This window comes from Terriglobus albidus (assembly GCF_025685425.1).
In the GTDB taxonomy this organism is placed as follows: Bacteria; Acidobacteriota; Terriglobia; order Terriglobales; family Acidobacteriaceae; genus Terriglobus; species Terriglobus albidus.
The window spans coordinates 150,121-169,814 of sequence record NZ_JAGTAS010000050.1 but is presented as its reverse complement, the minus strand read 5'-3'; the positions used below and the strand labels follow the sequence as shown (position 1 = coordinate 169,814).

Genomic DNA, 19,694 nt, shown 5'->3' with positions numbered 1-19,694 from the left:
ATAAAAAATGCAAATTGTCGACAAATAATTATTGCTTTGTGACTAAACGGCGAGTTACCGTGCGTCTATGCTGCACAATTCAACGGAAATCGATCACTTTTAGTGTTTATTTCGCTGAGCCGGATGACACCGATCACCGGAATGGAGCGGCTTATCTATGGGGGTCGAATGCAACTACGAAATCGCATAAAGCTGGTGTTCCTCGCGCTGTGCTGCAGCCTGGCCGGCGCTACTGCTCTTGCGCAGTCTTCCTCAGGTTCCATTGGAGGCACGGTGACCGATGCGTCAGGGGCCGTGATTCCGAATGCCTCGGTAACTGCCATCAACCGCGATACCAATGTCGCGACCAAATCGACGACGAATCAGGAAGGTGTTTACTCCATCCGCTTCCTGCAGATCGGTTCGTATCAGGTCGTTGTCGAAGCACAGGGCTTCAATCGCTACCAGGTCGGCCCGTTCACACTGGAGACCAATCAACAACTCAAAGTGGACGGCCGTTTGACCGTCGGAGATACCTTGCAGGTGCAGGTGACGACCGAGGTTCCGCTGCTGAATGCGGAGAACGGAACCGTCAATGCCGTAGTGGACGCCACCACCGTCGACAACATTCCGGTGAACGGACGCAACTTTACCCAGTTGACGCAATTCATGCCCGGTATCGCTTTGACCAACCAGAACCAGTGGAACGGCGCTACCGGCAGCCCGAATAACTCCGGTGTCCGCCAGCAGAGCGTAGCCACGGCGCCGAGCATCAACGGCAACCGTATGATCACGAACAATTACACGCTTGACGGGATTCAGTTCTTCGACAGCGGCGCCAACTTTTCCAACGCCTTCGGCCTGCCTGGCTATAACCCTAGCCCTGACGCCATTCAACAGGTAACGGTAGTCAGCACTAATCCCGCGGCCGAGTTCGGCTTCGGTACTGGCGGCCAGATTCTGACCGTTCTGAAGAGCGGCAGCAACCGCTTCCACGGCAGCGTGTATGACTACCTGCAGAACTGGAACCAGGACGCCAACACCTGGAGCAACAAGCGTGTCACTCCCGGCACCACGCCGACGGCGCGTACCAAGTACACCCAGCAGACCTTCGGTGCCTCTCTTGGCGGACGCATTGTGCGCGACCGGCTGTTCTTCTTCGGCGACTATGCCGGATATCGCAAACCCAGCTCTTCGATTCCGATCTACAGCGTTGCTCCAGCAGCCTTCAGAACCGGTGATTTCTCTTCACTGCTTGGCACGTCCTACGGCCAGCTCTACGACTCGCAGAACAACTACGCTGCATTTACCAACAACAAGCTACCGGTCAATAATCCGGTAGCCGCATATCTCTTTGCTCATCCTGAGTTGTATCCGCTGCCGAACCGCGCCTCCACCGCTCCGGACGGCGTCTATCAGAACTACACCGGAACCGCGATCAAGGCGCTGGACCGCAACGATCAGGGCGATCTGAAGGTCGATTACAAGATCGGCGAGAAGGACGCTGTCTTTGCTCGTGTTTCGTATGGCCGCGCACGTTCGGGAAGTAACAACCAGGGCATGGGCGTAGTGTTTCCGCTGATCTCCGAGTTTCCATTTGCCAGCTATGCGGCTGCTTATACCCACACCTTCTCACCGGCGATTGTGAATGAGTTCCGCGGCGGTTTCACGCGGATGGCCTACAACAGCTACAACATCGACTACACCGGCGTCTTCGGCACCAAAGGCGACAGCCTTGTCGGCATTGCGACCTCGTTCGTGCAGACGATCCCCGGCTTCACACAACAGTCGTTCACCGGAACACAGTCGGCATCGAGCCCGACGACCTCGCTGGGCACAACCGGCAGCGGACGCCTGGCGCTGAACAACAACTTCGAATACGACGACACACTCTCCATCCAGCACGGCAGGCATCTGTTCAAGGCTGGCCTGCAGTGGGTGTGGTACCAGAACAACTTCCAGGCGAACCCCGCGGGAGCGCTGGGCAACTTTAACTACAACGGTCTCTACACAGGCAATCCGCGCATCGGCAAACCGAATGGCTATGACTACGCTGATTTCGTGCTTGGCTACAGCTCAGGATCGTCCATCAGCGTCGGCACCCTTGGACGCCGCGGCGGACGCCAGTGGCGCTCTGCCTACTTCTTCCAGGATGACTGGCGCATCACTGACAAATTGACCTTGAACCTGGGTCTGCGCTATGAGTACGACACCCCATTCCACGAAGTGCAGAACCGTATGGCTAAGGTCGATATCGCCACCGGCCAGCTTCGTCTCGCGGGACAGAACGGAAATAACCGCGCTCTATACAACCCGTTCTACGGCCAGTTCGATCCGCGCTTCGGCTTCGCCTGGCAGCTTAACAACCGTACGGTGCTTCGCGGCGGATTTGCAAGCACCACCTTCATGGACTTCAACCAGTTCGTGAGCCACCTCACCAATCGCCCCTATGTGAACACTGCGGCCGCAACGGCAACCGTGCCAACGACCACCTCGGGTGGCACTGTCGTCAATCCCGCGAGCGGCTTCGCCAATGCCTCGGCAGTCAACACAGCTACCAACTACACCACCTGGCGTGACGACCTGCGGCCCTCATTCGTGCCGTCCTTCGATCTCGCCATGGAGTACCAGATCAGCAACACGCAGACCGTGATGGTTGCCTACGTCGGCAATATCGGAAACCGCCTGCTGAACCTGCGCAACATCAACCAGTTGAAGCAGACCAACACGGGTACGACGACAGAAGTAGCTCCGTACTTCTCGCTGGCAGGACAGACGGGAACCGTTACTCTGTTCGATCACGAAGGTATGCAGAACTACAACGCCGCCGAGGCGATCTATCGTAAGCGCGCCAGCCGCGGCGTTACCTTCACCCTGAACTACACCTACTCGAAGAACCTGACGAATGCACAGGGTTATGCCGCACCGTCGAATATCTCCGGCGGCGCCAACTATCCGCAGAATGCCTATGATCTGCGTGCTGAATACGGCCCGGCGGGATTCGACATCCGCAACAACCTGACCTCGACCTGGGTCGTCGAAATGCCCTTCGGCCGTGGACAACACTTCGGCCGCAACATGAACCGCATGCTGGATCTCGCGGTTGGTGGATGGAAGGTTGCGGGCAATGCAACGCTGTACTCGGGTTTCCCGATCACGGTTCAGGCAAACAATATGGCGGGCACGAACCAGTCGACCGGACGCGCCAACCACTACCGCGCATTGAAGCGGACGAATGCCCGCTTCCTCCCGCCGAACACCGGCGCCGGTTTCTATGGCTGGTGGGGTAATGATCCGTCGGCAACGCCCTGCACCACCCCGGGTGTTGATAACGGTGTCTGCGCGTATGGTGTTCCTGCACTGGGAACCTACGGCAACGCGGGTATCGGATCGGAGCGCTCGCCCGGCTTCCGCGGAATCGATGCGGCGGGATTCAAGACCTTCCCGATCTACGAGACACATGAGCTGCAGTTCCGTGTCGACGCATATAACGTCGGCAATATCTCCAGCTACAACAACCCGGGCCGCAGTGCTTCGTCACCGGCATCGTTCGGTTTCATCCAGAGCACCCGGTCGCAGCAGCGGCAGATTCAATTCGCATTGAAATACCGCTTCTAAAACAGAGGTGGTCTCCTGACGGCGGCTGCTTTCGCAGCCGCCATTTTTTGTTCTATTTGACCTCGGTCGCGGTCAGCTCCAGTTGCATCGTGCGCTTGGAAGCGACATCGTCAGACGAGAAGAGTGTGATGGGCTTGCCAAGGGGAGCAAAGATTGGAGAGCTCCAGGAATTCTGCCGGACTACTCTGGGGAAAACGCTGTTTTCAGCGTTCGCGCTGGAATCGATGCTTGTGAATTCAGCCTTGATGAAACAGTAAAGTTTTCCATCTTCCACGCGGTCTCCCCGGATATCGATATTCACGCCGACGTCGATGTACGTGATCTGCGTTGTGGCTGGCTTCGCCGTCTCATAACTGAAGGGAATCGGCACCTTACTGCCGGTGCGGATCGATGAAGTTCCCGCGGTCTCCTTCGGACCGCCAGCCAGATACGTCGAGTACTCACGGCTGTTGATCACCTTTCCACCCTCGAGCTCCTTCACGACAAACTTCAAGAGATGGCGCGTCGCTGGCCCGGCTGGAGCTGTGTCCTTGGCCGCTGCCTCCTGAGCAGACGCGGCACAGCATAGGGTAAGAACTGCAGCAAGAAACAAGGTGCATCGTTTCAGTCGGCGAATCATCGGGTCTCCTCAGATAGTGGTGCAATGTGAATTTCAGCAATCTCGATCGGCTCTTCCTGCCGTTGCTTGAGATCGGCTGCGGCTTGGGCTACACGCGGATCTGACAAAGCGACGGCAGCACGACGTTCCGCGCCTTCTACAGGCGAGGGAAAGACATCGAGCTTGGGAAGCTTCTCATCAGTGGCGCTGGCGATAACTGGGCCTGGCTCGGGACGGTCTTTCCTGACATGGCGGGAAAGCGCGGATGGCGACGGCAACGGCTTCATCGGCAAAGGCACAGGAGTGCCTGCTATTGGCGATTGCACAATTGCAATCGCCGGCTTTTGCTCCAGCGGCTTCGGCGATCGCATCGTCCAGGTCACAACACCCGCGGCACAGGCCGCGGTTGCTCCAACTAGCCACACCCACATAGTCCGGCGGTTCCGCTGCGAGGCAACACGATGCAGGATGCGTTCTTCGAATCCGTGAAGAGGCTCGATGTTCGCTTCACAGTGAAGCAGATCGTCCAGATCTTCCATCACGCCCTTCTCCTTTCCAATCGCTTCCGAAGCTCTTCCCTGGCCCGCTGCGCGCGCGTTCTCACGGTGCCTTCGGGAATGCCGAGCATCCCGGCGACCTCGCGTGAAGTCAGCCCCTCAATCGCCGTCAGCAATAGAGGCTGCCGCAGCTCTTCCGGCAAGCCATCGATCAGGCGATGAAGCCGTCGCTGTTCACTCCATCCGGCGGCGAGCTCCTCCTGAGATACCGTTCCTGCGGGGAAATCCTCATGCTCGGCAAAAGCCCGCGTATCTTTGCGCGGCAGACGGTCGAGCGCCGATCGATACGCAGCCCGAGCCAGATACGCACGTGCATCCTGCGGATTGGGGCGAGTTCGATAGGCCTTAAGAAAGACATCCTGCACCGCGTCTTCCGCATCCTGCTGATTTCTCACCACCGCATAGGCGACGCGATACAGCAATCGCGCATGTTCCTGGACAAGCCCGGCGAAGACTGCATCCCACTCGTTCTTGCGCACCAGGACCAAGTCTTCCATAAGTTCGCGACGCATTCCGAGTTGCAGGGCGGGCGAACCCATTCGTTGTCCTTTCTACATTCATAGACCGTGAAGGCAGAAGAAGTGTTCGGATTAAAGCATTTTCTCTGTCGCTGGGTATCCCGGAAGGGGCGCGCAGCGGCGTTTTCATTGGGAAGCCTACACACCTACAGGGAAAATGCTCTATTTTCACCAACGCAAACAGAAAGGCCGCCCTGCCGGGCGGCCTTCGTGTCTTACCTGTGCGGAAAGGCTTACTCAGCCTCAACCGTCTCCGGCTCTTCCGCGGGAGCGGCGCTGGAGATAACATCTTCCGGCTTGTCGCTCTTGATGACGACCTTGACGTGGGCCGAAACCTCACGGTGCAGCTTGATCGGCACGTGGAACTCACCGATGGTCTTCAGCGGCTCGTCCAGAGCGATCTTGCGGCGATCAACGGTGAAGCCCTGCGCTTCGAGAGCGTGTGCAATGTCAGAGGAGGTAACCGAACCAAAGAGGTGGTCGCCCTCGCCAACCTTGCGCTCGAAGACGAGCTCCGCATTGTTGAGGCTGGTGGCCTGTGTCTCGGCATCGCCCTTCTCACGCGCAGACTTGCGCAGAGCGGAGCCCTTCATCTGCTCGATGACGGCCTTGTTGGCCGCGGTCGCCTCGATAGCGAGTTTCTGCGGCAGCAGGTAGTTGCGGCCATAGCCGTCGGCAACCTTCACGACGTCGCCACGGTGGCCGAGCTTGAGGATATCTTCCTTCAGAATGACTTCCATGTGAATCTCTCCTGATCTCTTTGCTTAGTAGCGAGCCGCGAACGGCAGCAGGGCGATGTTACGGGCCTGCTTGATAGCCGCGCTGAGCTTGCGCTGGTGAGTGGTGCACACGCCCGTCAGGCGGCGGGGAACAATCTTTCCGCGCTCGGCGACAAAGCCCTGCAGCAGACGCACATCGCGGTAGCTGATGGCGTCAATCTTCTCGGTGCAGAACTTGCAGACCTTCTTGCGGCGGAAGAACTTGCGGCCGCCAGGGCCACCCGGTCCGCCAGGACCGGCGCCAGGGCCGCCAGGACGTGGGCCACGAGGGCCGGAGGGACGCTCGGAGGGGCGTTCTGAGGAAGCTGCTGCTTGTGTTGTCGTAATCTCGTCAGCCATTGCTGATTATCCTTTCGATGGTTGTGGCGGCTTGTCGCCCCAGGCCTGCGAGGAGGCCTCCGGACCGGCTATGCCGGGAAGCGATCAGAACCGCATTCTTCGTCGTTCGTACGCAAAAAATCTGGCTTAGGCGGTAGCTGCCTCAGGCTCTGCAGCGGTGACGGCAGCAGCCGGGGCCGGAGCCTCAGGGCTCTGCGCCGAGCGCTTAACCTTGGTGTCGCGGATCGCCTTGATCTTGGCGAGGCGCTTGTCTTCCTCGTCCGTGCGGACGGTGATGAACTTGATGACCTGCTCCGTAACGCGGAGACGGCGCTCCAGCTCGGCAATCAGCTTTCCGTCGGCGGCGACATTCATCAGAATGTACTGGCCGTCCTGGAACTTGCGGACAACGTAGGCCAAACGGCGGCGGCCCATCTTCTCTACCGACTTCACCTCGCCACCGTTGCTGGTGACGGTGCCGGAGAAGCCTTCGATCAGCTTGTCCAGGTCCTCTTCCTGTACGTCAGGACGGACGATAAACATGACTTCATAAGTGCGATTCATTCAGTTCTTCTTTCTGCCCGGTTTTGCCGGGCACCGCCGTTTCAGGCGGTATGGAAGTTAGGTACTTTCGTTTACTGCCAGACCGCGTTGCCGCTGTCTGTCTTACTTGGGTACTGCATTGAACTTGCTCATCGCGGGGCCGACACCTTCCGTCAGTACCGCCTCGACCGCCAATTTCACACGATCGAGTACTTCATCCAGCACGGTGAGCTCGGCCTTTTTCATGGGCGCGAGCAGGTAATTCGAACCACCGGCCCTGATCTCGCGGCCGTCGGCGGCAGGCGGTTTGCCTACCCCGATCCGGATACGGATCCAATCTTCTGTCCCGAGCACGCCAGTGATGGACTTCACACCGTTGTGTCCGTTGGCGCTGCCCCGTTCGCGAATGCGGATGGTGCCCAGCGGAAGCGCCAGCTCGTCATACAGCACAATCACGTCCTTCGACGGATCGATACCGAGCTCCTGAACCAGAGCAGCCACGGAAAACCCGCTCAGGTTCATAAAGGTCTCAGGCTTCGCCAGCAGAACTTCCTGCCCTGCCAGAATCGCCTTGCCGGTGAGCGCCTTTCCCCTCCGGTTGGCCACCACCGCTCCCGCGTCTTCCGCGATGCGGTCAATGGCCAGAAACCCCGCATTATGCGGCGTGAACTGATACTCGATTCCTGGATTTCCAAGTCCGACAATCAGCTTCACGTCCCAAATCCCTTACAGAACCCACGCCGGCTGCCGGGCGATACGCTCCGGCAGCCGACGTCAGGCAGTTACTTCTTGGCAGCGTCGGCTGCGGGAGCAGCTTCCTTGCCCTTCTTAGCCACTTCCGGTTCGGCAGCGGCAACTGCCTCGACCGGAGCCTCTTCCTTCACGATGGTGACGTGAGCCACAACCGCACCCTCGTCCTCGATGAACTTGAACTTGCCGCCGTGCGGAAGGTCAGAGACGTGGATCGCCTGATGCAGACCGAGGTTGGTGACGTCGACATCGATGTGCGACGGGATATCGCCCGGCAAGCACTCGATTTCGACCTCGCGCAGTACCTGATCCAGAATGCCGCCCTGGTTCTTCACGCCGGTCGCCGTACCGATCAACATGACCGGGACGCTGACGCGCATGGCCTTATCCATCGCGATACGCTTCAGGTCGATGTGCAGCAGCTTGCCCTTGATGGGCTCGTACTGCCAGTCGACGATCATGGCCTTGATAGGAGCAGCCGAACCAACGGAAAGGTCGAAGATCGTGTTATGACCCGACTCCGAGTGCAGAATGCGGGTGATCACCTTGGGATCGAGGACGATCGCCTGCGACTCCTGTCCGGCGCCGTACACCACAGCCGGAATCTGACCGGCAGCGCGTACGCGGCGAGCCGCATTCTTGTTGAACTTCCCTTCGCGAAGGGAGGCGAGAACTGCTTCTGACATGATGTTTTCCTTTCGGGCACGTTCGGCTTGCTACTTTCAGCGCGCTGACCGCTCCCTTTGCGGCTCATCGCCGCGGTTAAGTTGAACTGCAACTACAAACTGCTAAGAGAACAGCGAACTGACGCTGGTCTCCATGTGAATACTCTCGATGGCGCGTCCCAGCAGACCGGCGATCGAAAGAACCTTGATCTTATCTCCCAGCTTTTGAGCAGCCTCATTCAGCGGGATAGTATTGGTGACCACCACCTGCTTCAGGCGGCTGGCCGCGATACGTTCGGAAGCCGGGCCGGAGAGCACAGCGTGCGAAGCGCAGGCATAGACCTCGGCAGCTCCCTGCTCCAGCAGAGCTTCGGCCGTCTTCACCAGCGTTCCGGCGGTGTCGATAATGTCGTCGAGCACCAGGCAGGTACGGCCCTTCACATCGCCGATCACATTCATCACTTCGGTGACATTGATATCGGTACGACGCTTGTCGACGATAGCCAGCGGAGCGTTGATCTTCTGCGCGAAGAAACGGGCGCGCTCCACGCCGCCCGCATCGGGCGAAACCACTGTCAGGTTCGGCAGGTTCATCTCGCGGAAGTGCGAGACCAGCACCGGCGAAGCGAACAGGTGATCGACCGGAATATTGAAGAAGCCCTGAATCTGCGCCGCATGCAGATCGACCAGCAGAGCACGATTCGCTCCAGCAGTCTGCAGCAGATCGGCAACCAGCTTGGAGCTGATGGCCACACGCGGACGATCTTTGCGGTCCTGCCGGGCATAACCGTAGTACGGAATCACCACGGTGATCCGGCCGGCAGACGCGCGCTTCAGAGCATCGATCATAATGAGCAGTTCGACCAGGTGCTGATCGACAGGAAAACTGGTGGGCTGAACCAGGAAGACATCGGCGCCGCGCACATTCTCAAGAAGCTGGAAGTGAATCTCGCCATCCGAGAAACGCTGCAAACGCGTCTCCCCCATGGCGACTCCCAGGAACTTGCATACCTCTTCACACAACGGTTTGTTGGCGGAGCCACAGAAAATCTTGAACCGCTTGTCGTCGGCGATGCGGGAGGCCCGCTTACGCTCCGCGGGTTTTACCGCGGGGGATGGCATGCTGTTCAGTTCGCTCTGCGAGAGGGTGGCGTCGGTCATGCTTCGTGGCTTCCTTCCGGGCAGGTTTGCCCTTTGAGGTGCTGCGTCCGTCCGATCTGGTCATACAGCGAGCCATGTTCGGCACACTGCGCTTCCCGCATGCCCGTTGGCATACGGCATAGATTGGCTGGGCGACTAGGATTCGAACCTAGACAAAGTGCTCCAAAGGCACTTGACCTACCATTAGTCGATCGCCCATCTACTGCGGCCTATACAAATATCGTGGCCCAGTACTCGCTCCGAGGCAAGGTGCGTGTTTGTCGCGCCTCACATCCAAGCGAACGAACTCTCTGCTGTGCAGCTTGCGCAGCCTCTTCTGTACGGTACAAACCAAACAGAGAAGAACCGGAGCCGGACAGGGCCGCGTACAAAGAACCTTCTTCTAACGCAGATTTGAGCGCACGCAGCGATGGCTGCTGGGGAAAGACGACCGTTTCAAAGTCGTTCTCAAGCCCGGTGCGGACAAGCGCGAGAAGAGGTTCCTCGGCCAGGTCTCCAGCCTTGCCGGAGACACCAGGTTGGCCGGCGAATGCCATGGCAACACGCCGACGAAACTCCCCTAGTCTATCGTTTTCAGCACTTTGGGTCAATCGTGCATCCCAGTCGCGGAAGGCCTGCGGCGTCGAAACGCCCACCCCGGGGAATGCCGTAACTATATGAAAGGAAGGCAGATCCGGCAGGGGAAAGGTTTCTTCGCCGCGTTCGATACCAAGCATCGTCCCGCCGACAAAGAACATCGGGACATCGGAACCGACCTTGCCTGCCAAAGCCAGACGGTCATTGGCGGGGAGCTGACGGCCAAGCTCGGCTTCCAGAGCCAGGATCGCGGCGGCGGCATTTGCCGATCCGGCTCCGATCCCTCCCTGCACCGGCAGGCGCTTGTTGATCGTGATCTCCACCACGGCTTTGATCTCCAGAGCATCCAGCGCCATGGCCACTGCCTTATACGCCGTGTTGCGTTCGTCGCAGGGAACGCCAGGATGCTGGCAGCGGAGAGTGATGTGGGTCTCGCCGGCGACATTTGCCGTGACTGTCACCAGATCATGGAGCTCGATGGTCTGGTAGATGGTCGCCAGGTGGTGGTAGCCATCCGGACGGGGCGGGCCGATATGCAGGCCGAGATTGATCTTCGAATAGGAACGAACTGTGGTCATGCCCGGGTTTGATTGTACGTGGCGGCAAATGCTGCGAGGGAAGGATTGCGCCTTCCCTCGCCCGCTCTCTGTAACTTACTGCGGATAGACACTTACCTCGCGCAGATTGATCTCCACACCCGGAATGCTGCGTAGGTTTACGCGTAGATAGCGTGCGGATACAGGCTTGAAGAGGAAGGTGCGTACGGAGCCGGGAAGCCCGACGCTATGGATGTCGGAGAAGTTCACTCCGTCGTCCGAAGATTGGAGCCTGACAGGCTGCAAAAATCCCAGCAGTGTCGACGGCTTCACAACAACCCGCTGGAAGCTGATAGAGCTGCCAAGGTCCACCGTCAGCCACTCCTCCGAGCTGCCACCCGACTTCCAGCCGGTGAAGGCCAGGCCATCGACCGCATTTGCCGGGTCAGAGCCCGTTGCCGTCGATGAGACCGTTACCGGCCGGCTGAGCGCCAGGTCGATTGCGGACATCGGATTGAAGAAGTCCGGTGGCGCCGCACCATTGGTGTTCTGCTGGCTGAGGTTGTTCTTGTTACCCGAAAGAACTGTCTGCGAAAGATAGTTCTCGACGCTTCGCGGAAACTGTGTGTCGAAGAGAATGGCATTTCCACCGTTGTTGGTGGCGACGTTGTTGAAGAAGAAGGTGTGCGCCGACTCCGCAACTCCTCCAGCCGCGGTCGCGATAGAGCCAATGCGCAGACCATTGCTGACCACATCGTTCACATTGCTGAAGGCAACATTTCCATCCGTTACTGCGCGGGTTGAGCTAGAGGTGGCATTGTTGTAGACCCCGATGCCGTGACCGGTCGGCGAGGCATAGTCGCGGGTTGTGGTGTAGTTGCCGTAGATCTTATTGAACGAGTCAGACTGCTCGATAAAGACGCCATAGCGCACGTTATCGATGTTGCTGTTATCGATCGCGAAGCTGTTGGAGGTGGCGGCGTCCAGATCGACCCCGTCCATATTGCAGTTGCTCACCTTGTTTTCCATCACCACGTAATGGGCATTCGAATGTTCGGTCCAGATGCAACGTCCACCGCTCATGTTGACCGTGTTGCGATAGAGGATGTTGTACCCGCCTCCACGCTGCAACTGGATCATGCCGCCACTGGTGCGCACCGTCGGGATACCGCCATTGATTACCGTTACGTGATCGATGTTTGCATTCGTCGTTGAGGGGAAGAGGATTCCAGTGATCTTCCCCTGGCCATGGAGGTCAATCGTGCCCCCGGAGATAGAGACAAACGATGCGGGATTCGTGGCCGTAATGACCTGAGCGGGTTTCGAGGTCACATTGATGGTGCCGTTAAGCACCACAGCAGTATTCGAGCTGAGCGTGAGAGGGGAGGTCCCATCCATAGTGAACGTTCCATTCATGTGCAGGACGATATAGCTTCCCGGATTGGCCGCCAGCGCCGCGTTGTAGGCCGCCTGCACATCGTTGAGATTGCCGCCATTGACCGTAATATCGGCGCGGCCAACACCATGAAGGATCGGATCGTTGTGCTGGTTATCGATCGTAGGCGGATAGAAATAAGTACTCGCCGGTGCGTTCAGCGGAGCTCCATGAGCAACAACATAGTTTGCCGAGGAGCGGTCGGTGAGATCGTTCTGGTTGGCAAGTACGTTATCAAAGATGAAGTTGCCGGTACCGTCAAAGTCGATGCCGCTGACGCCATTATGACGAATCACATTCCGCATAATCGAGGTCACGGAGCTGAGGGATGCGAGCTGAACGCCTATCTGACTGTTATCGCTGAGATCGTTATCCGAGATGAGGTTGTTGTTGGCGTCGGCAAAGACACCGATCCTGTTTCCGCTGATCTCGTTGTTCGTCACGGAAGAGTGAGCGCCACTCAACTGCACGCCGGTTCCCCTGTTGGAGTGAACGAAGTTATCCAGCAGCAGCGTCTGGGTAATGTTTTCGACCGTGAGGCCATTTGCTGCTGATCCAGCGATATCACAGCGTGTAATGGCCGAACCGCTATCAAAGACCGTATTGCCATTGCCGGAGAGCACAATGGCATCACGGCCGGTGTTGCGGATGGTGACGGAGTCGATATTGATCTTGGTGGAAGTTTCAGCGTCAATGCCGGAGAGATTGGCGAAGTTCCCTTCGAGCACGCCGCCTGCAATCGCAACCTTGCTCTGACCGGAGATGGAGATCAGGCTGCCTGCCGTCGCATTGGGAAATGCAGCAATCGTGCCATAGAGAACCAGAGAAGTCTTTGATGGCAAAACCAATGGAGCGGAGTGCACCCAGTACGTTCCGGTAAGCGTCAGCACAATAGGCGAATCAGGATTGGCGGTTCGCGCAGCATCGAGCTGGGTTTGCACCGTTGCCAGCGGCACGGTGCCGAACTGAAGCTGTACTGCGGTCTCCGATGGATCGAGCACATAGCTCGAAGGGGGAGGAAGATAGAGGCCGGGATGACGTGGCCCCTGCGCAAGCATCAATGCTGGGGAAAACAAAAGAACGGCCAGGGCTTTCAGTCCAGTTTTAGCCCTGTGTATCGAACGAAACGACGATGGGGTTTGCATGCATGTCTCCGTTTGAGGTGTAACCGGGGAGGGAGAGAAACATTGCTGGTGCAAAAATGTACACGTATACATTTGCGCAAATATGCGCAATATCTTAGCCGTTCTCTGATGTGTGTCTCTTGAGCATGAGATCGGTCGCCAGCCACTCTATACATGCATGGAGAGAGCATGCAAGTTAATTTTTCACTGGCTGAAATGACTATTCATTGGCGAGATGCTACCTTTTTTTGTCATTTCGCCGCGTAGCGGAGAAATCTGCTTCTCTACCGATACCTTTCGGTTATCCCAGCGCTCTTAAATTCGTGGCCGCCTTACCCACCTTAGCGTTGCGAGGGTGGGTAAGGCGGGCTGGGAGAAATCGATAGAAAAGCAGCAGATTTCTCCGCTACACTTCACCCTGCCAGCTTTGCTGGCAGGGGAATCCGGGCGCTGCGAAATGACAAAAAAGGGCTCCACTTACGTGGAGCCCAACTTTGATTCACGTGGGCACCGCCCAGAGAAACCTACTTCAGGTTCTTGTTCTTCCCCACACTCAACAGATTCGCCATAATGCGGAAGCTACCCGGCACGCCGTCCGGCATCTGCCGGAAGAATGCATACGCCATATAGACATACACACCCTTGCCATACCGCGCATAAATCAAACCGCCCTTCTGCGGATCCATCTGCGTGTCATGCATCTCGGTCGGCGCAGTGTACTTCGCATCCCAGCTCTGCAGGAAACCGTGGCCGCGCTCTTCCACCCAGCCATCGAAGTCAGCAGTCGTGATCTTGTTCGGCCAGCTCAGGACAGGATCTTTGTCGTCGAGGATCGTCACCTTGCAATCCTCTTCCACGACGCGCTCCCCTTCCCCGCCCAGCGTAATGGGGTACGGGCCAAAGTTATGGTCGAACTCGTTGCTCTGGTACTGCGAGATCAACACGCCACCCTGCTGTACATAATCGAGCAGACGATTGTTGAAGGTGCGCAGCTCGGGACGAGCCGCATAAGAACGGATGCCCAGCAGAATGACGTCGTAGACCGAGAGATCGGCCTTGGCAATGTCCTGCGGAGAAAGGAACGTGGGATGGATGCCCAAGTCCGCCAATGTCTGCGGCACCTCATCGCCAGTACCCGTCACATAAGCCACCTTGAGACCTGGCACGATCTTCACATCCGTGCCTGTCGTGCGATACGCCGCATCCCTATACGACGGATAGGGGCGAAGCCCCGTATATCCCGTCGTGACGTAGCCATTCTCATATTGTTTGCCGTTATAGGTAGCGACTGCCGTAAGCGTGTACGCCTTTGGCTCAACCGACTTCGGTGTGACCTGGAAACTGATACTCTGCTCATCGCCGTCGCGCATGGTGCTGAACGTAGCCTTCGCCGGAGATGAGATCCAGCCTGCGGGCAGGTTGAGCGCGAGTTCGCCCTTCGCCGGTCCCTTCCCGTTCGAGCGCACGTTCACGTTCAACGTAAAGCTCGTCGCCGTCATGGGGACGATACCCGCATATGGTGAGACCGTAACCGAGATCGCGGGAGCAATCAGCAACGGCTCATAAACAATGCCATAGCCGAGATACCGATGCTGTGTCTGTACCGTCGCGGTGACTGGAAACGTAACGCCGTCATACTGCACATGAATCACGGCGCTGAGCGGGTACGGCTCAATCGGCATACCGAGTGCGGCTGGATTATTCACGTCATAGACCGCCTGTTCCAGGCTGCTGCGCGAAAAGTATGGCTTGGTATATGGCTGCGTCTCCGGCACCTGAATACTGACAGGACGGTCGATCACCTTACCCCCGCTGAGCTTCTCCAGATCGGCAGCGCCGGCGCCAATCTCCTGCACCATCTTGCCGTCATAGAGGTTGAGCGGAGCAACATGTACCGCCACCTCCTGCGAACCCATGTTGGCGACATGCAGATTCACCTCGACCGTCTGGCCGGGAATAGCGGTCTGAGAGAAGTCCGTCGGACGCACAGGTCCCCCCGGGCCTCCAGGACCAGTTGCCGGCGGGCGGCCGGTGAAGGCCGTAAGCGAGATACCGAGGGCGGCAGCCAGCGTGGTCTGAAACTGCTGCTGCTTCACCCGCAGTTCGTGCTTCATGTTGTACGCCGCTTCCTCCGGAAGCTTGGCCGCGTCGAGATCGGCAAGCAGCTTATTCGTCTGCTGCAGCCCCTTGGCGAGCATGGGCGCAACCTTACCCGGATCGGCCGGATCGAAGTGCGTCTCCGCATCCCCAACCGTCGTGGCAAGGCGGATCAGTTGCTGCTGCCAGGGGCTGCGCTCCGCTGCCGGAAGATAATCGGCAATCGCCGGCAGGGTCGTGTCGATACCTTCGAAGAAGTCACTCTCCTTCTCCGGGATTGTCGCCGTTGCCCGTGTAGCCCACAGATGATAGGCCGAGTTCTGCGGGGCGGGCAGAGCGGGGCCGATACCGCCGTTCTGCGAGCGCTGCTGCGCCAATCCCTCACGGGCGATCGCCGAGTAGTTGTTGGCCAGTACATAACTGTAGTCGCCCACAGGCACCTGCACCGTTGTCGGAGGCAGTGTCTTGATATCCGTGTTGTTGACGTAATTATGGAAGACCACCGGTTCCCAGCGCGTGGTGGCGTAGTCGAAGATACCTTTCTCGGTCACGCGGGCAAACGGCACGCGCGCATAAACCTTCTGCACCTTCCAAGGCAGGAGGCCTTCCTTGATCTGCTCCGGGAACATGTTGGGATCGGCGGCGGCGTTGAAGACCTCCTGCGCCATCTCGCCGGAGACCTGGTGCTGTCCATGTCCGTCGGCGAAGTTGCCATTGAAGCTCGATGTCACCACCATGGGCCGCAGGATACGCACGATGCGGACTGCATCGCGCAGCACCGTCTCATGACCCCACTGCTTGTGCGCCTCCTCCAGCGTCTTCGAGAAGCCATAGTCGGCGAAGCGCCCGAAATAGAGATGAATGCCCTCGTAGCCGGTGCTGGCCAGAAGCTCCTGCGTACGGACGAGACCGAGCTGATCCCAGTAGTCGCCCGACATCACATTCTGGCCACCCTCGCCGCGCGTCAGCACGAAGAGCGAGGCATCGACTCCCTTGCCGCGCGCTTCGTAGGCCATCATGGCGCCGTCCTCGTCATCGGGATGGGCGTTGATGGTCAGCAGGCTGGCGCGGGTTCTGAGCTTCTGCAGGCCCTGCCAGACAGCAGCCGAGCCGCGGTCGTACGGCAACGGTATCGCCGAGGCCGGAGGCAGCGGAGTGCCAGCCAGAGGCGGTGGCGGCGCACTCTGCGCCACCAGGGCGGCGGTGAGAAGCAAAGACAAAGCAGGGTGCAGCAGGGCGTTCCGTCGCATCAGGAATGAAGGCCTTTCAGATAGACGCTTTACCTGAAAGTCTCACCGAGCGGACCCATCAAACGCAACCCTCGATTCAAGATCCAGGCCTGCTTTTCAAGCGCTGAAGGCCGGGTCCCCCAATGAACTTGTTCATCGGGGTGGAAAGGCGCGTTCCATATCAGCCTGGGCACCCCCCGGTCTCGAGTACCTAGGGCGTATCGACAAATTCATTTGATCTGATACAGCATGACTGAAGCTGGTGGGAGCAGCCGGGCTTCAGCCCGCTGAGAAAGGCATAAAAGTAGACAGGCTTTAGCCTTGGGCCTCCTCTGTCTGTGAGGAAAAGCCCAAAGCTAAAGCCCATTTCTATATTGAGCCGATAGACCGTGGGCTGAAAGCCCACGGCTCCCACCGGTTCGAGCACGGCTCGAATATCCCACTCACGCTCCGCGTGAATGGGGCACGGGCATTAACCGCTAAAAGCGATCCCTCAATACTGACCCCACAATCGCTCCTATCGCACCGGCTTCGCCGCTCTCGCGCACTCGTTCCACGGTGATGTACTCCTGCAGCGCATGTGCCAGGCGTGGAAGCGGCAGCGTCTGCAGCCATACACGTCCGGGACCGGTGAGCTGGGCCAGGAAGATGCCGTCACCGCCAAAGAGCATGTTTTTGATGCCCGGGACCGTGGTGATCTGGAAGTTCACATTTGCGTGGAAGGCCCCGACGTGACCGGGATGAACGCGCAGGATCTCTCCCGGCTGAAGGTCTTTGATCACGAGCTCGCCCGAAAGCTCCAACCAGGCCGTGCCTTGGCCACTCACGCGCTGCAGAATGAAGCCGCTGCCACCAAAGATGCCCGCTCCAAGTGACTGCTGGAAGCCGACGCCGAGCTGTATCTGCGAGGTCGCGCAGAGGAAGCCGTGGCGATGAATAAGATATTCGTGACCGGGAGAGACCTCCACCGGAACGATGTGTCCCGGGACCTTGGTCGCAAAGGCGACCTCGCCCGGATAGTTAAAGGCCCGGTACTCGGTCATAAAGAGCGAGCCACCGCCGGCCATACGCTTGATCGCACCGAAGAAACCGCCTCCGCCCCCGAACTGCGTGTGAGTCTGCATCTGGATGCTTTGCGACATCCAGGAGAGTTCTCCAGCTTCAGAGATGATGGTCTCGCCGGGCTCGAGCAGAAACTCGAGAACGGGCATGGTGGTTCCGGTAATACGGCTTTGCATGGCGATGGGTCGCTCCTTCGAGTGGATTCTACGCTGCAGGCTTGAAGCCGGTTCCCCAAACCCGATTTCCATAAGATATTGGTGCCATGCCGGAGCTGCCTGATATCGCCGCCTATCTCCATGCCCTCGCACCCCGGGTCGTTGGCAAGCGCCTGCTGCAGGTCCGGATCCAGGGACCATCGCTTCTGCGGACAGCCGATCCACCCATCTATAAAACTGAGGGCAAGACCGTCCTCGCACTGCGGCGTGTGGGTAAACGCATCGTCTTCGTTCTGGGGGACGATCTCTTCCTGGTGCTGCACCTGATGATCGCCGGCCGGCTGCACTGGAAGCCCGCAGGCGCCAAACTCGGCGGCAGGATCAACTTGGCAGCCTTCGACTTCGAGGATGGAACACTCCTATTAACGGAAGCCGGAACCAAACGGCGAGCCTCACTGCACCTGGTACGGGGCGAGGCTGCCCTGATAGAGATGGATCCCGGGGGCATCGATGTAATGAACGCAACACCGGAGCAGTTCCGCACCGCACTGAGCGTTGAGAACCGGACGCTGAAACGCGCCTTGACCGATCCGCGTATCGTTAGCGGCATCGGCAATGCTTACTCCGACGAGATTCTGTGGACGGCCCGGCTCTCACCCATCCTTCAAACGGGCAAGCTGAGCGACGACGAGTGGCAGCGGCTCTATGAAGCAACACGCACGGCGCTTCAGCAATGGATCGACCGGCTGCAGGCAGAGGCAGAGGAGAAGTTTCCGGAGAAGGTCACCGCTTTTCGGCCGGAGATGGCCGTGCATGGACGCTTCGGTAAACCCTGCCCGCGGTGCGGGTCGCCGGTGCAGCGCATCCGCTATGCGGATAACGAGACCAACTACTGCGCCACCTGTCAGACTGAGGGCCGGGTGCTGGCCGACCGCAGCCTCTCCCGCCTGCTCGGCAAAGACTGGCCGCGTACCCTGGATGAGCTGGACGCATTGAAGCGAAGGTAACTCCCGGAAAATTTTGCTCTTGCACCTAACCGTGCGGCGGCCGAGCTGTCCAAGGAAACACATCGAGGAAATTTCATGAACCGTCTTCCTGCTCTCCTTCTCTGTACGGTTACGTGCTTCGCTGCGGCCCAGCAGGCCGTCAAGCCAGAGCCTGCCTTTGAAGTCGCCACCATCAAACCCAGCGATCCGGCAGAACGGCGCATCATGATGCAGCTGGGCGATGGAGGGCTGCATGCAAAGAACATGCCCCTGGTGGAGCTCATCAACTTCGCCTATGAGATTAAGTCCTCCTCTTTATTGACTGGCCTGCCGGAGTGGGCCAAGCAGGAGCACTACGACATTGAGGCCAAGCAGGACGAGGAAGAGGCCCGAGCCTTGCGAAAGCTTCCCGAGGAAGAGCGCGGCTATGCCACTCGGCGCATGGTGCAGAAGCTGCTGGAAGACAGGCTGCATCTGAAGTTGGCCAAAGAACAGAAAGAGCAGCCTGTCTACGCGCTGGTGGTGGCCAAGGGCGGCGTGAAGATGAAGCCGTCGGCCGCTCCGCCGGCAGACGAGAATACCGGACCTGGCTCCGGTGGTGGTTCCGGGCCAGACGCGAAAACAGGTGCCGGACCGGGCGGCGGAGACCCCAAACGCATGCGGCGGGGCATGATGATGAACAGTCGTGGCGAGCTGACCGGGACCGATTCCACAACCGGCATGATTGCGAATGTGATCTCTCACATGCCTGAGGCGAGCGAACGCGTGGTCGTCGACAAGACCGGCCTGACCGGACACTATGACTTCACCCTGAAGTGGACACCCGAGATGCCGGCGCCCGCCTTCCGCGGAGCCGACGCCGGAGCCCCACCGCCGCCGGCGGCGGACAATGGTCCGACCCTCTTTACTGCCCTGGAAGAGCAGCTTGGGCTGAAGCTGGAGGCCGCCAAAGACCTGGTGACGAGCTATCGTGTTGAGAGTCTGGATCACCCAACCGCGAACTAAATC

The 19,694-nt window shown here is 58.8% G+C and carries 16 protein-coding genes and 1 tRNA gene; 3 read left to right on the top strand and 14 right to left on the bottom strand.

Annotated elements, in window-relative coordinates:
- The first annotated feature begins 168 nt into the window (after positions 1 to 168).
- Positions 169 to 3,597: a TonB-dependent receptor gene (locus OHL21_RS10345; protein ID WP_263417189.1), complete on the top strand. Its 3,429-nt coding sequence runs from the start codon at positions 169 to 171 to the stop codon at positions 3,595 to 3,597.
- A 52-nt stretch (positions 3,598 to 3,649) separates the two neighbouring features.
- Here the strand turns inward: OHL21_RS10345 and OHL21_RS10340 are convergent, their stop codons facing one another.
- From OHL21_RS10340 to OHL21_RS10275, 14 genes are all read right to left on the bottom strand, one after another.
- A complete protein-coding gene (locus OHL21_RS10340; protein ID WP_263417188.1) occupies positions 3,650 to 4,216 on the bottom strand; it encodes a type II and III secretion system protein in 567 nt (188 codons plus the stop codon).
- On the bottom strand, positions 4,213 to 4,737 hold the full coding sequence (locus OHL21_RS10335) for a hypothetical protein (RefSeq protein ID WP_263417187.1): 525 nt from the start codon (positions 4,735 to 4,737) through the stop codon (positions 4,213 to 4,215). Before OHL21_RS10335 ends, OHL21_RS10340 begins: the two co-directional genes overlap by 4 nt.
- A complete protein-coding gene (locus tag OHL21_RS10330; RefSeq protein ID WP_263417186.1) occupies positions 4,734 to 5,249 on the bottom strand; it encodes an RNA polymerase sigma factor in 516 nt (171 codons plus the stop codon). The genes OHL21_RS10335 and OHL21_RS10330 overlap by 4 nt, the downstream gene beginning before the upstream one ends.
- A 254-nt stretch (positions 5,250 to 5,503) precedes the next feature.
- Positions 5,504 to 6,010, bottom strand: a complete 507-nt coding sequence (gene rplI / locus OHL21_RS10325; protein WP_263417185.1) for a 50S ribosomal protein L9 — start codon at positions 6,008 to 6,010, stop codon at positions 5,504 to 5,506.
- Positions 6,011 to 6,034: 24 nt separating this feature from the next.
- On the bottom strand, positions 6,035 to 6,388 hold the full coding sequence (gene rpsR, locus OHL21_RS10320) for a 30S ribosomal protein S18 (RefSeq protein ID WP_263417184.1): 354 nt from the start codon (positions 6,386 to 6,388) through the stop codon (positions 6,035 to 6,037).
- Between the two features lie 126 nt (positions 6,389 to 6,514).
- The gene (gene rpsF, locus OHL21_RS10315) at positions 6,515 to 6,931 is read right to left on the bottom strand and encodes a 30S ribosomal protein S6 (protein WP_263417183.1); all 417 of its coding nucleotides are present in this window, start codon (positions 6,929 to 6,931) and stop codon (positions 6,515 to 6,517) included.
- A gap of 102 nt (positions 6,932 to 7,033) precedes the next feature.
- A complete protein-coding gene (pth, locus tag OHL21_RS10310; protein ID WP_263417182.1) occupies positions 7,034 to 7,624 on the bottom strand; it encodes an aminoacyl-tRNA hydrolase in 591 nt (196 codons plus the stop codon).
- Positions 7,625 to 7,692: 68 nt separating this feature from the next.
- Positions 7,693 to 8,346, bottom strand: coding sequence for a 50S ribosomal protein L25 (locus tag OHL21_RS10305; protein WP_263417181.1), 654 nt, complete (start codon positions 8,344 to 8,346; stop codon positions 7,693 to 7,695).
- 102 nt (positions 8,347 to 8,448) lie between these two features.
- Entirely contained in the window at positions 8,449 to 9,486 is a 1,038-nt protein-coding gene (locus OHL21_RS10300; protein ID WP_449649503.1) for a ribose-phosphate diphosphokinase, read from the bottom strand.
- Positions 9,487 to 9,610: 124 nt separating this feature from the next.
- Positions 9,611 to 9,684 (bottom strand) — tRNA-Gln (locus tag OHL21_RS10295).
- 11 nt (positions 9,685 to 9,695) lie between these two features.
- Positions 9,696 to 10,640, bottom strand: a complete 945-nt coding sequence (ispE, locus tag OHL21_RS10290; RefSeq protein ID WP_263417180.1) for a 4-(cytidine 5'-diphospho)-2-C-methyl-D-erythritol kinase — start codon at positions 10,638 to 10,640, stop codon at positions 9,696 to 9,698.
- A 75-nt stretch (positions 10,641 to 10,715) separates the two neighbouring features.
- Positions 10,716 to 13,091: a right-handed parallel beta-helix repeat-containing protein gene (locus OHL21_RS10285; RefSeq protein WP_263417179.1), complete on the bottom strand. Its 2,376-nt coding sequence runs from the start codon at positions 13,089 to 13,091 to the stop codon at positions 10,716 to 10,718.
- A gap of 590 nt (positions 13,092 to 13,681) precedes the next feature.
- A complete protein-coding gene (locus tag OHL21_RS10280; protein ID WP_263417178.1) occupies positions 13,682 to 16,504 on the bottom strand; it encodes a PIG-L family deacetylase in 2,823 nt (940 codons plus the stop codon).
- Positions 16,505 to 16,962: 458 nt separating this feature from the next.
- Positions 16,963 to 17,721 (bottom strand): TIGR00266 family protein, encoded by a 759-nt coding sequence (locus OHL21_RS10275; protein ID WP_263417177.1) that lies wholly within the window; start codon positions 17,719 to 17,721, stop codon positions 16,963 to 16,965.
- 86 nt (positions 17,722 to 17,807) lie between these two features.
- Here OHL21_RS10275 and OHL21_RS10270 point away from each other — a divergent pair, with 86 nt between their 5' ends.
- Positions 17,808 to 18,707, top strand: coding sequence for an Fpg/Nei family DNA glycosylase (locus OHL21_RS10270; RefSeq protein ID WP_263417176.1), 900 nt, complete (start codon positions 17,808 to 17,810; stop codon positions 18,705 to 18,707).
- A 75-nt stretch (positions 18,708 to 18,782) separates the two neighbouring features.
- On the top strand, positions 18,783 to 19,691 hold the full coding sequence (locus OHL21_RS10265; protein ID WP_263417175.1) for a TIGR03435 family protein: 909 nt from the start codon (positions 18,783 to 18,785) through the stop codon (positions 19,689 to 19,691).
- The last annotated feature ends 3 nt before the right edge of the window (positions 19,692 to 19,694 follow it).